Here is a 13,241-nt window from a genome sequence, read left to right as displayed (position 1 = left end):
CCTTGGGTGATAGCGACTTAAAAGCGGCGCTTTTAATCACAAGTTGAAAGCGTTTGGTAGCTAACCGCTAGTTGATAGCAGGGGACAAGTCCCCAAAGATTAAGGTGGGTGGAATGCAAGACAGCATTATGGAGCAATTTTGGAGTACGTCTCATATTTCCGGTGGGAACGCTGCTTACGTCGAAGAGCTCTACGACACGTATTTACACAATCCTAATGCCGTTCCTGAAGAATGGCGTAACTACTTCGATCAGTTGCCACGTGTTAATGGTGTACTGACTCAAGACACTCCCCATTCGGTCATTCGCGCACAATTTGAACAATTGGGTAAGTCCCGCGTTCGTACCGTGACTGTTGCCAATGGCTCAGTGAGTGCAGAGCACGAACAAAAACAAATTAAAGTTCTGCAATTAATTAGCTCATATCGTTTCCGCGGCCACCAAAAAGCACAGCTCGATCCACTGGGATTAATGGTGCGCGAACCTGTTGCTGATTTGGATTTGCAATTTCATGGTTTAACCAATGCAGATCTTGATACTGTATTCAGCAGCGGCACTTTATTTATCGGTAAAGAGCAAGCAACCCTGCGTGAAATAATTGATGCGCTAGAGAAAACCTATTGCGGTCATATCGGCGCTGAAATTATGCATATTACGCCATTGGCGGAAAAACAATGGTTGCAACAACGTCTTGAGAGTGTTCGCTCAAACCCTGAGTTTACCAAAGAACAACGTTTGGCATTGTTGGAACGTTTAACAGCTGCTGAAGGTCTTGAGCGTCATCTTGATAGTAAATATCCAGGCACCAAGCGTTTTGGTCTGGAGGGTGGTGAAAGTTTCATTCCGCTAGTTGATGCGTTAGTCAAGCGCGCCGGTACCTATGGTGCAAAAGAAATCGTATTGGGTATGGCGCACCGTGGACGCTTGAATACATTGATCAATGTGTTCGGTAAAAACCCCGCGGAATTATTTGCCGAATTCGACGGCAAACGTTCACTGAATACATCAGGCGACGTGAAGTATCACTCAGGTTTTTCGTCCAATGTGATGACTCCCGGTGGCGAATTACACATGGCGATGGCTTTTAACCCGTCTCATCTTGAAATTGTTTCTCCGGTAGTTGAGGGTTCTGTGCGTGCGCGTCAGGATCGTCGCAATGACAAAACCGGTGCAAAAGTAGTTCCTATAGTGGTTCATGGTGACGCTGCTTTTGCAGGTCAAGGTGTGGTCATGGAGACATTCCAGATGTCCCAGACTCGCGCTTACGGCACCGGTGGTACTCTGCATATCGTGATCAACAATCAGGTTGGTTTTACTACCAACAAGCGTGAAGATGCGCGCTCTACAGAATACTGTACCGATGTTGCAAAGATGATCGAATGCCCAATTTTCCATGTGAATGGCGACGACCCTGAGGCAGTGTTATTTGTAGCCCAGTTGGCAGTTGATTACCGTTATGAATTTAAGAAGGACGTAGTTATTGATTTGGTTTGCTACCGTCGTCGCGGGCACAATGAAACTGATGAGCCTTCAGCAACCCAGCCTTTGATGTACCAAGTCATTCGTGCACTCAAAACTACTCGCACACTTTACGCAGAAAAACTGGTTGCAGAAAATCTGTTAACCCAAGCAGCAGCAGATGACTTGACCACGAATTATCGTGCAGCACTGGATCGTGGTGAGCATGTTGCCAGTGGTTTGGTAAGCGAGCCAGATCGCAGTTTGTTCGTTGATTGGTCACCTTATATTGGTCATGATTGGTTGACACCTGCTGAAACAGGCATTGATTTAAAAACCTTGCAAACTGTTGCCAGTAAAATGTTAGCTATTCCCGAAGGCATAGTGGTGCAGAAACAAGTTGAAAAAGTGTACGAAGATCGCCGCAAAATGGCTGCTGGTGCATTACCACTTAACTGGGGCATGGCTGAAACCTTGGCTTACGCTACTTTGCTTGAGCAAGGATATTCTGTTCGTATGACCGGTCAAGATGTTGGTCGCGGTACTTTCTCGCATCGTCATGCTGTTGTGCACAGCCAAAAAGATGGTAGCTCCGCTACACCTTTAAAGAATATCAACACCGCCGTAGATTTTGATCTTTATGATTCCTACTTATCAGAAGAAGCGGTTCTTGCATTTGAATACGGCTACGCCACTACCGCTCCAAAAGGTTTGGTGATCTGGGAGGCGCAATTTGGCGATTTTGCTAACGGTGCGCAAGTGGTTATAGATCAGTTCATCACTTCCGGCGAGCATAAATGGGGCCGTCTCTGCGGTTTGACCATGTTGTTGCCACACGGTTATGAAGGGCAGGGGCCTGAACACTCATCGGCACGTTTAGAGCGTTTTATGCAGTTGTGTGCTGAGCACAATATTCAGGTTTGCGTGCCTTCAACTCCGGCGCAAGTTTTCCATATGTTGCGTCGTCAAGCGATTCGTCCGATGCGTCGTCCATTGATTGTGATGAGTCCGAAATCTTTATTGCGTCATGAATTGGCGACATCAACTTTGGAAGAGCTGGCGAATGGTAGCTTCCAGAATGTGATCACCGATACGAGTGTTGATTCAGCAAAAGTGCAGCGCGTTATTTTATGCAGTGGCAAGGTTTACTATACCTTGTTGAAAGAGCGCACTGTTCGCAATCTGGATAATATCGCGTTGATTCGTCTGGAGCAGCTGTATCCCTTCCCTGAGGCAGAATTGAAAGCCGCGCTCGCACCATTCAAAAACATCAAAGATATTTTCTGGTGTCAGGAAGAGCCGATGAACCAAGGTGCCTGGTATAGCAGCCAGCATCATATGCGTCATGTTGTTGCGGATGTGTACGGAAAGACCATGTATCTTGATTATGTAGGGCGTGATGCATCTGCGGCACCAGCAGGTGGTTACATGTCTGCGCATATTGAAGAAGAGAAACGTTTTGTAAACAAAGCTCTCACAATTTGAGAGCTTTTCACTGACTGAGTTTATCAAATAATCCTAGCGCTACAGAGAGATGGAATAGCATGAGTATCGAAATCAAAGCCCCTACATTCCCTGAATCCGTTGCAGATGGCACGGTAGCAACCTGGCACAAAAAACCAGGTGAAGCTGTCAAGCGCGATGAACTGATTGTTGATATTGAAACTGACAAAGTTGTATTGGAAGTAGTTGCGCCAGCTGACGGCAGCATCGCTGAAATTCTGAAAGGCGAAGGTGAAACAGTATTGAGCAATGAAGTTATTGCTAAATTTGTTGAAGGCGCTGTTGCGACTAGCGCTCCTGCGGCAAGTGCATCCGTTGCTGCTCCTGCTGTTGCCCAAGCAACCAAAACGGCTGCGGTAAATCCAGCTGCGCGTAAATTAGCTGAAGAAAATAATGTAAACACAGCGTCTGTTTCTGGCTCTGGAAAAGATGGACGTGTTTTGAAAGAAGATGTTGCCAACCACCTTAAATCAACTCCGGCGTCTACTCCTGCTGCTGTAGCGCCAGTTACAACGATTGAAGCAGTTGGTGATCGCGTTGAAAAACGTGTACCTATGACTCGTCTGCGTAAGCGTATCGCCGAGCGTCTGCTTGAAGCGTCCAACACTACGGCAATGCTCACCACTTTTAACGAAGTAAACATGGCTCCGGTCATGGCGCTGCGTGCAAAGTACAAAGACCAATTTGAGAAAACTCATAACGGCTCACGTCTGGGCTTTATGAGTTTCTTCGTAAAAGCGGCTGCCGAAGCTTTGCGTCGTTTCCCGGCGGTTAACGCTTCTATCGATAACAACGATATCGTGTACCACGGTTATCAGGATATCGGCGTAGCTGTATCTACTGATAAAGGTCTGGTGGTTCCGGTATTGCGCAATGCGGAAAATATGAGCTTGGCAACAATCGAAAACACCATTCGCGATTTTGGTTTGCGTGCACGTGATGGCAAGCTCGGTATTGAAGAAATGTCAGGCGGTACCTTCACTATCACTAACGGTGGTGTGTTCGGCTCACTGTTGTCTACACCAATCTTGAATTTGCCGCAGTCAGCCATTTTGGGTATGCACAAAATTCAAGAGCGTCCAATGGCAGTGAATGGAAAAGTAGAAATTCTGCCAATGATGTACTTGGCACTCTCTTATGATCATCGTCTGTTGGATGGTAAAGAAGCCGTTCAATTCTTGGTAACGATCAAAGACTTGCTTGAAGATCCAGCCCGCATTTTGCTTGAGATCTAAGTGTTGTATTGAAACGCTCCTGGCAACCCAGGGGCGTTTTTTCATGTAAAGGGTTACTGCTCACAAGGTTGTAACCGACTGTTAATAATTTAGGAACATTGTTATGTCTGAAAAATTTGATGTGGTCGTTATAGGTTCCGGCCCAGCAGGATATGTTGCTGCTATTCGTGCTGCACAGCTTGGTCTGAAGACCGCGTGTATCGAAAAGTGGCGCAATGAAGAAGGCAAGGGTGTTAATGGTGGAACTTGCTTAAACGTGGGCTGTATTCCTTCCAAGGCTCTGCTCGATAGCTCTTACAAATATCATGAAGCAAAAGATGATTTTGCTGTTCACGGTATTACCACATCAGGTGTTGAAATCAATGTTCCTTCGATGATTGCGCGTAAAAACCAAATCATCAAAAATCTGACAGGTGGTATTGCTGGTTTATTTAAAGCTAACGGTGTAACCAGTGTATTCGGCACCGGTAAATTGTTGGCGGGCAAAAAAGTTGAAGTAACTGATCATGAAGGTAAAGTGACTATTCTTGAAGCAAATCACGTGATTCTTGCTTCTGGTTCTTACCCGATTAATATCCCCGTTGCTCCTGTTGATAACGATGTAATTGTTAACTCTACTGGTGCTTTGGAATTCCAATCAGTGCCCGCACGTTTGGGTGTAATTGGTGGTGGTGTGATTGGTCTGGAATTGGGCTCTGTATGGAATCGTCTCGGTTCCAAAGTGGTTGTACTTGAAGCCATGGATTCATTTCTGGGCCTGATGGATCAGCAAATTGCCAAAGAAACACAAAAAATCCTCACTAAACAAGGTTTGGATATTCGTACCAGTTCGCGTGTGACCGGTTCAAAAGTGAATGGCAAAGAAGTCGTTGTTACATATCAGGATAAAGATGGTAAAGAGCAGCAGGAAACTTTCGATAAACTGATCGTGTGCGTGGGTCGTCGCCCTTATACCGAAGGTTTGTTGGCTGCAGATTCTGGAGTGAATTTGGATGAGCGCGGTTTCATTTTTGTTAACGAGCAATGTGAAACCAATGCACCGGGCGTATGGGCAATTGGTGACGTAGTACGTGGCCCAATGCTCGCACACAAAGGTTCCGAAGAAGGCGTGATGGTTGCCGAGCGTATCGCCGGTCAAAAATCACAAATCAACTACGACATCATTCCAAACGTGATATACACCCACCCTGAAGTTGCCTCTGTCGGTAAAACAGAAGAGCAAGTTAAAGCGTCTGGTGAACCTTATAATGTGGGTACTTTCCCGTTTGCGGCCAGCGGTCGTGCAATGGCAGCTAACGAAAGCCACGGTCTAGTAAAAATTATTGCTCATGCAGAAACTGATCGCATCCTGGGGGCTCATATTGTTGGCCCAAGCGCGGCAGATCTGGTTCAGCAGGTGGCAATTGCAATGGAATTCGGTTCGAGTGCAGAAGATCTGGGTATGATGGTGTTTGGTCACCCAACCCTGTCTGAAGCAATCCACGAAGCAGCCCTGGCGGTGCATGGTCATGCCATCCACATTGCCAACAAGAAGAAGCGTTAAGAGAACCATAGAGTCCTCGTTTTTTAGGCGGAGGTAAACTCATAAGGTTTACCTCCATCGATAACCCAAGTTGGTAAGTGTTCTAAGTCGCTTGACCAACCATCGTCAAATGGAACTACACCATGAATTTGCACGAGTATCAGGGTAAGCAACTGTTTGCCCAATATGGTTTGCCTGTATCTAAAGGCATTGCTGCCGCAACTGTTGAAGAAGCTGTTGCTGCCGCTGATCAATTAGGCGCTTCAGAGTTTGTTGTGAAGGCGCAAGTTCACGCCGGTGGCCGCGGTAAAGCGGGCGGTGTGAAATTGGTAAAAACCAAAGAAGAAATCAAAGCCTTTGCTGAAAAATGGTTGGGCAAGAATTTGGTGACCTACCAGACGGATGAAAAAGGCCAACCGGTAAGCCGTATTTTGGTTGAAACCTGCACTGATATTGCTAAAGAGCTTTATTTGGGTGCAGTGGTAGATCGTTCCTCACGTCGTATCGTGTTTATGGCATCGACTGAAGGTGGCGTTGAGATTGAAAAAGTTGCCCACGAAACGCCAGAAAAAATTCTGAAAGCGACTATTGACCCGTTGGTTGGAGCACAACCTTACCAAGGTCGTGAGTTGGCCTTCAAACTGGGCCTGGAAGGCAAGCAAATCAATCAATTCGTAAACATCTTTGTAAACCTGGCAAAACTGTTTAAAGAGAAAGATCTGGCACTGGTTGAAGTTAACCCACTGGTAATTACTCCAGAAGGTAACCTGCATTGTCTGGATGCAAAACTGGTTGTAGATGGTAACGCCCTGTACCGTCACCCAGAATTGAAAGCATTGCAAGATCCATCACAAGAAGATCCACGTGAAGCTCACGCTGCTGCTTGGGAATTGAACTACGTTGCACTCGGTGGCGATATCGGTTGTATGGTAAACGGCGCTGGTTTGGCGATGGGCACTATGGACATCGTTAAGCTGCACGGTGGCCAACCTGCTAACTTCCTCGACGTAGGCGGTGGTGCGACCAAAGAGCGCGTAGTGGAAGCGTTCAAAATCATTCTGTCTGACGATGCAGTGAAAGCTGTATTCATCAACATCTTCGGCGGTATCGTACGTTGCGACATGATCGCAGAAGGCGTAATCGGTGCGGTTAAAGAAGTAGGCGTGAAAGTACCTGTTGTTGTTCGTCTGCAAGGTAACAATGCTGAATTGGGTGCAAAAGTGTTGGGCGAAAGCGGCCTGAACATTATTGCCGATACCGACTTGACTGGTGCTGCCAAGAAAGTGGTTGCAGCGGCGGCGAACCAATAAGGGGAAAAAGAATGAGCGTTTTAATTAACAAAGACACCAAAGTAATTTGCCAGGGTTTCACCGGTGCGCAAGGTACTTTCCACTCCGAACAAGCGATTGCTTACGGCACTAAAATGGTTGGTGGTGTGACTCCTGGTAAAGGCGGTCAAACTCATCTTGGATTGCCAGTATTCAACACAGTGAAAGAAGCTGTTGACGCTACCGGCGCGGAAGCTTCTGTTATTTATGTACCTGCTGCATTCTGTAAAGACTCTATCCTTGAAGCGGCTAATGGCGGCATCAAGTTGATCGTGTGTATTACAGAAGGTATTCCTACCCTTGATATGCTTGACGCTAAAGTGAAGTGTGACGAGTTGGGTGTGCGTTTGATTGGCCCTAATTGCCCAGGTGTTATCACTCCGGGCGAGTGCAAGATCGGTATCATGCCAGGCCACATCCACAAGCCAGGTAAAGTAGGTATTGTTTCGCGTTCAGGCACTTTGACTTACGAAGCAGTGAAACAAACCACTGACTACGGTTTTGGCCAATCTACTTGTGTTGGTATTGGTGGTGACCCAATTCCAGGTTCTAACTTCATTGACATCCTGAAGCTGTTCCAGGCTGACCCACAAACTGAAGCCATCGTTATGATTGGTGAGATCGGTGGTTCTGCGGAAGAAGAAGCTGCTGCTTTCATCAAAGCTAACGTGACCAAGCCTGTTGTATCTTACATTGCTGGTGTAACTGCACCTGCTGGTAAGCGTATGGGTCACGCTGGTGCGATTATTTCTGGCGGCAAAGGTACTGCTGACGAGAAATTTGCTGCACTGGAAGATGCTGGCGTGAAAACTGTTAAGAGCTTGGCTGACATCGGTAAAGCACTGAAAGAAATCACTGGCTGGTAAGAAATTATTGATTGGCAATGTCTGATCAAGTTTCTGTAAAAAGGCGATCTTCGGATCGCCTTTTTCATTTTTAGGTAATCGAAAGTTGCGTTTTATACGTAAAGGCCTGATCTAGTATTGGTTGCTCTTTATGATTGCTCTCTGGTGGATTAAGCGCGATTTTAGATTGGATGATAACTCTGCTTTGGGTGCAGCACTTGCCCAGTGCGCTTTCGTCATTCCAGTGTATTTTTTGGAGCCACGTGTTTATCGCGCCTACGATGCCTCGGCATTTCATTTACACGCACAGCTCTGTGCCTTGATAGAGTTGCAACACAACCTGCGCTTACGCGGGGCGGAATTGTTAGTTATTCATCAGGATCTTCCCGAGGGGCTGGAGTGGTTGCGAAAGCAATTTGCGTTTACACATATTTTTTCTCATGAAGAAACCGGTGCTGATGTCACTTTTCAGCGCGACAAAAAAGTCGCTGGCTGGTGTATTGAAAACAATGTGGTTTGGCAGGAATTGCCTCAGTCCAGTGTGGTTCGTCGTTTAAGCTCGCGCGACAAACGCCAACATTTTATTGCACAACGATTGTTGGAATCACAACCTCTAGCCGCTCCTTCGTATATCCCACAACCAGATATGCAACATTTTTCTCGGCATTTTTATATTCCGTTACTTTCGCAACTAGTGCCCGACTTAATAGATTCACAGATCCAGTGGGGTAGTGTTCAGCAAGTCAATGAACGGCGTGCACAACGTGCGTTGGATAGTTTTCTGCATGAGCGCGGGTTGGGGTATCGCGGTGGAATTTCTTCGCCCAACAAAGCGTTTTTTTATGGCTCACGGCTTTCTCCACATATTGCATGGGGAACCGTCAGTTTGCGACGAATTTTTTCGCGCTTGCAACAACGTTTGCAGGAACTTGACGAGCAGCTTGATATCACTCCTGATGATCAATTGTTGCAGCGATGGCAAAAAAGTCTGGAGAGTTTTAGTTCCCGTTTGTTTTGGCGAGATCATTTCGTGCAGCGTCTCGAATCTGCCAGTCAAATGGAGTTTCGTGCATTAAACCCTGCTTACGACAGCATAAATTACACGGATGATAAATCGCGCTTGCAAGCTTGGGTGAACGGTGCAACCGGTTTTCCGTTGATTGATGCCTGTATGCGCTGCCTGCAAGCAACCGGTTTTCTCAATTTCCGGATGCGGGCTATGCTGGTTAATTTTGCCTGTTTTGGTTTGCACATTCATTGGCGGGACTTGCAGTACCCTCTAGCAAAATTATTTGTAGACTATGAACCGGGAATTCATTTTTCCCAAGTACAAATGCAAGCTGCGATTGTGGGCATTAATAGTTTACGTGTGTATAACCCACTCAAACAATTGATGGATCAAGATCCTGAATGTCAATTTGTGCATCGCTGGCTGCCGGAGCTGCGGCGATTTTCGGCGAGGCAAATTGCATTGCACACGGATATGCCCCTTCCCAGGTATACACCTGCCGTGGTGAATGCCGAACATAATGTGAGGCAAATGAAAGCGGAAATTGCGGCAATCCGAGCCAGTGATGGAGGGCGTGAACAATCCCGGTTGGTATTGGAAAAGCACGGTTCACGTTTGCGTAATAAAAAATCCAAACGTGTCGCCCACAAGAGTGTTACAGATGCATCTGCGCAATACACCTTGTTTACCGATGAGCATGAATAAAGTCTGCAAATGAGCATAACCTGCTACGCAAGTCTGCAAATTAACACCTAAACTTTGGATAGGTTTATGGCAGGTGATGCTCATGCTGGAAATTACTGAATACAGCAAATTTCTCATCAGTCTTTTGGCGATTGTCGATCCACTCGGCGCTGTTCCGGTATTTATCGCGCTAACAGTCCATCAAAGCGATGAACAACAGGGTAAAACAGCTCGCCTTACGATCATTTCTGTTTTTGCAGCGTTGATGGTTGCGTTATTGCTTGGTGAATGGATCTTGTGGGCATTTGGAATCAGCATTGATGCATTTCGCTGCGCAGGTGGGATTATTCTGCTGTTAATGGGCTTGACGATGTTACAGTCCAGAGGACATTCACCCGAAGATATTGAAGCGGCGCAAGATGAAACCATTGCACTGGTTCCCTTGACGATGCCGTTACTTGCCGGGCCGGGTGCGATGAGTGCAGTCATTGTTTACGCGCACCAGTCCAATTCTATGCTGCATTATATAGCGATCACCGGCTGTATTTTGCTTGTTAGTAGTTCACTGTGGCTATGCTTTAGATTTTTATCCTGGTTTCGCCAGCACTTGAGTAAGCGCAGTATTGTGATGTCTACGCGAGTAATGGGACTGTTGTTGGCTGCAATTGCAGTAGAATTTATTGCAGGAGGGATCAAGGGGCTTTTCCCTCAATTATTTATCGGTTAATACATTCGATTAATACATTCGCTAAAAAAAGTTAAGTCGATAGCAATATCACATGGTTAAGGCCATGATCTATTTATAAATATAATTTCGGAAAATGTTATTCGGTCGTCCTTCATAATAATAATTCCTTATTACAAACGATAAAACAACCTGTGTTTATCGAAATAAGGAAGAGACTGATCATGTTAAAAATTCGTTCGATAATTACATCAATTGCTATCATTTTATTGAATCACCATTCACGCTAATTGCATCGGTGGTTGGCCGCAGCCTTTTCCGTTAATTAAAAAATTCTTGAATTGAGGATCAGGATTATTCATCGTTCATTACCTTTAACGATGATGTTGCCGCAGAAAGTGTTGATTTTTGTGTTATCAAACATTAAGTGAAGCCCGTGTGCGGGAACCTATTATCCTGGCAGCGAATACATTTATCGTTACACAACAGGGGTAGCTATAACCTGGTTGGGCACTGCATATACGACCGAGTTACAACCAGCCTCCGCACGTTCATACAAATCAGCGGCCACCTCTGTTAATGAGTTACGCGAGGCGTATCACAGCGTAGAGGCGATATCTGCTAATCAGGTCAATCGTCATTCACCCTTGCGTGAGTTGTCGCAAATTGAATTACCAAAATATTTCACGCTTGGCAAAGTCAGTTTTTCTGATTTGAACTTACGTATGCAGGTTGAAAAAGACGATACAACTACAATAAGTGAGGCGCGTGATGTCAAAGTGTTGTTCGATAAGCGCAATATGGGCACGCTAATACAATTTTTGGATAAAAAATAACCTTCCACAGTTTTGTAAACCCGGAAATGTGTTTACATTGAGTTGAAATTTTTCGTACAAAAAATAGTCTATCTGGCGGTAAACCTTTATTTTTCATCAAAAATGTGGACAATTGCGCGCCATTTTTGGGGTTTTGGACGCGTATCAAACCCCGCTTTCTATTCACCGGATCCCTCCTGATGGGATTCGCACAGAGTAAGGGTGAATATATTGAACATTTCCGAATCAGCGGGCCAATGGTCCGCACGTAAATCAGCCGAACTCTATGGGGTTGATGAATGGAGTAGTGGTTACTTTGGTGTTTCTGACAAGGGTGAGGTCATCGTCCGTGCGCCCGGTGCCGAAGGTGATGCCAGTGTCTCTTTAATGGAGATTGTCGATGGGCTTCAGCAGCGCGGACTGCAAATGCCAGTATTGCTGCGCCTTGAAAACATTCTCGATTCCCGTATTGGCATTCTCAACGATTCTTTTTCCCAAGCGATAGAAGCGAGCGGTTACCGTGGTCAATATCGCGGTGCATTTCCCATCAAAGTAAATCAACAGAGTCATGTTATTGCAGAGATCGCACGCTTCGGTGAGCGTTTCAACCATGGCTTGGAGGCTGGTAGCAAAGCGGAGCTGATGATTGCATTGGCTACGTTAACCAACCGAAATAGTTTGATTATTTGTAACGGCTATAAAGATGCAGAATTTATTTCTTTGGGATTACAAGCGCGCAAATTAGGTTTCAAAGTTTTTTTTGTATTGGAAACTCTCAGCGAGTTGCAATCAGTTATTGAGCGCAGCCGTGCGATGGATGTTGAACCATTGATCGGTGTGCGGTTGAAATTATCAACCAAAGTAGAAGGGCATTGGAGTGAGGACAGCGGCGATCGCAGTTTATTCGGCTTAAATACGAATGAGTTAGTGACGGTTATTGATACGCTGCGTGATGCCAATTTATTACATTGTTTTCAGTTGCTGCATTTTCATTTGGGGTCGCAGATTCCCAATATTCGCAGCATACGCGCGGGTGTGTTGGAAGCGTGCCGTTATTATATTGAGTTGGTGGGTGAGGGCGCGCCCTTGGGCTATCTCGATTTAGGAGGCGGCCTTGCGATTGATTATGATGGTACCTGCAGTACCAACGGGCACAGCCGAAACTATTCAGTCAAAGAATATTGTATTGATGTGGTTGAGGCTATCCAGGAAAGTTTGGATGCACACCAAATTCCACATCCAACTATTGTTACCGAGTCGGGCCGCGCGACGGTTGCCCATACATCTGTGTTGTTATTTAACATCCTTGATGTCACTCATTTTGAGCCAACGGCAATGCCGGATGCTTTGCCGGCTGGTTGCCATGAGATGATAGAAAATCTCTGGCATACACTTTCCATTATTCGTTTGGATAATTTGCAAGAGTCCTACAACGATGTCATGTACTATCGCGACAAAATTCGCGACCTTTTTCACTCTGGTGATGTCAGTTTGCGGCATCGGGTATTGGGTGAAAATATTTATCTTGCCGCACTGCAAAAAATTGCAGCGCAATTGCCCAACATGAAGCGCATCCCGGCAGAATTGGAAAGTTTGCCCAAGTTGTTAGCCGATATTTATTACGGCAATTTCAGTGTATTTCAATCCCTGCCTGACTCCTGGGCTATAGGCCAGATTTTTCCGGTGATGCCCATTCATCGTTTGGATGAAGAGCCTACCCGCCAAGCCATCATCGCTGACTTAACCTGTGATTGCGATGGCAAATTACAGCGTTTCGCAACGGCCGAAGGTGAATCGACCACATTACCTTTGCACCCAATCAATGCGGGGGAGGAATATTATCTCGGTGTTTTTTTGGTGGGCGCGTATCAGGAAACGCTAGGTGATTTGCATAATTTATTTGGCGATACCAATGTTGCCAGTGTGCGTATCAATGCGGATAACAGCATTGATTTTGTTCATGAATTACATGGCGACAGTATTGCGGACGTGTTGAGTTACGTTGAATACAAGCCTAATGCGCTCTATGAGCAGTTCCGTAAAACAGCAGAGCAAGCGGTACGCGATGGTGTGATTAGCGTAGCTGATCGCCAGGATATGCTTGCGGCCTATTCAGAAGGCCTGCGTGGCTATACCTATTTTGAGAAATAAATTTTTA

At 45.9% G+C, this 13,241-nt stretch carries 9 protein-coding genes; all 9 read left to right on the top strand.

Annotation, left to right across the window (positions count from 1 at the left end; genetic code table 11):
* Positions 1 to 113: 113 nt before the first annotated feature.
* The 9 genes from VC28_RS07470 to speA all read left to right on the top strand — a co-directional run bounded on the left by VC28_RS07470 (position 114) and on the right by speA (position 13,234).
* Complete coding sequence (locus VC28_RS07470; protein WP_049630091.1) at positions 114 to 2,942, top strand: 2-oxoglutarate dehydrogenase E1 component; 2,829 nt, start codon at positions 114 to 116, stop codon at positions 2,940 to 2,942.
* Between the two features lie 59 nt (positions 2,943 to 3,001).
* Complete coding sequence (odhB, locus tag VC28_RS07465) at positions 3,002 to 4,195, top strand: 2-oxoglutarate dehydrogenase complex dihydrolipoyllysine-residue succinyltransferase (protein WP_049630090.1); 1,194 nt, start codon at positions 3,002 to 3,004, stop codon at positions 4,193 to 4,195.
* 103 nt (positions 4,196 to 4,298) lie between these two features.
* Complete coding sequence (gene lpdA / locus VC28_RS07460) at positions 4,299 to 5,738, top strand: dihydrolipoyl dehydrogenase (RefSeq protein ID WP_049630089.1); 1,440 nt, start codon at positions 4,299 to 4,301, stop codon at positions 5,736 to 5,738.
* Between the two features lie 122 nt (positions 5,739 to 5,860).
* Complete coding sequence (gene sucC / locus VC28_RS07455) at positions 5,861 to 7,027, top strand: ADP-forming succinate--CoA ligase subunit beta (protein ID WP_049630088.1); 1,167 nt, start codon at positions 5,861 to 5,863, stop codon at positions 7,025 to 7,027.
* 11 nt (positions 7,028 to 7,038) lie between these two features.
* Entirely contained in the window at positions 7,039 to 7,911 is an 873-nt protein-coding gene (gene sucD / locus VC28_RS07450; RefSeq protein WP_049630087.1) for a succinate--CoA ligase subunit alpha, read from the top strand.
* A gap of 130 nt (positions 7,912 to 8,041) precedes the next feature.
* Entirely contained in the window at positions 8,042 to 9,604 is a 1,563-nt protein-coding gene (locus VC28_RS07445; RefSeq protein ID WP_049630086.1) for an FAD-binding domain-containing protein, read from the top strand.
* 82 nt (positions 9,605 to 9,686) lie between these two features.
* Positions 9,687 to 10,310: a MarC family protein gene (locus VC28_RS07440; RefSeq protein WP_049630085.1), complete on the top strand. Its 624-nt coding sequence runs from the start codon at positions 9,687 to 9,689 to the stop codon at positions 10,308 to 10,310.
* 464 nt (positions 10,311 to 10,774) lie between these two features.
* Positions 10,775 to 11,104, top strand: coding sequence for a hypothetical protein (locus tag VC28_RS07435; RefSeq protein WP_049630084.1), 330 nt, complete (start codon positions 10,775 to 10,777; stop codon positions 11,102 to 11,104).
* A 210-nt stretch (positions 11,105 to 11,314) separates the two neighbouring features.
* Entirely contained in the window at positions 11,315 to 13,234 is a 1,920-nt protein-coding gene (speA, locus tag VC28_RS07430; RefSeq protein ID WP_049632241.1) for a biosynthetic arginine decarboxylase, read from the top strand.
* Positions 13,235 to 13,241 lie beyond the last annotated feature (7 nt).

Source organism: Cellvibrio sp. pealriver (genome assembly GCF_001183545.1).
Taxonomy (GTDB): domain Bacteria; phylum Pseudomonadota; class Gammaproteobacteria; order Pseudomonadales; family Cellvibrionaceae; genus Cellvibrio.
This window is presented reverse-complemented; position numbering and strand designations above follow the sequence as displayed.

Coding starts and splice junctions, on each gene's coding strand:
- VC28_RS07470 (WP_049630091.1), top strand. CDS start 114: ATGCAAGACAGCATTATGGAGCAATTTTGGAGTACGTCTCATATTTCC.
- odhB (WP_049630090.1), top strand. CDS start 3,002: ATGAGTATCGAAATCAAAGCCCCTACATTCCCTGAATCCGTTGCAGAT.
- lpdA (WP_049630089.1), top strand. CDS start 4,299: ATGTCTGAAAAATTTGATGTGGTCGTTATAGGTTCCGGCCCAGCAGGA.
- sucC (WP_049630088.1), top strand. CDS start 5,861: ATGAATTTGCACGAGTATCAGGGTAAGCAACTGTTTGCCCAATATGGT.
- sucD (WP_049630087.1), top strand. CDS start 7,039: ATGAGCGTTTTAATTAACAAAGACACCAAAGTAATTTGCCAGGGTTTC.
- VC28_RS07445 (WP_049630086.1), top strand. CDS start 8,042: ATGATTGCTCTCTGGTGGATTAAGCGCGATTTTAGATTGGATGATAAC.
- VC28_RS07440 (WP_049630085.1), top strand. CDS start 9,687: ATGCTGGAAATTACTGAATACAGCAAATTTCTCATCAGTCTTTTGGCG.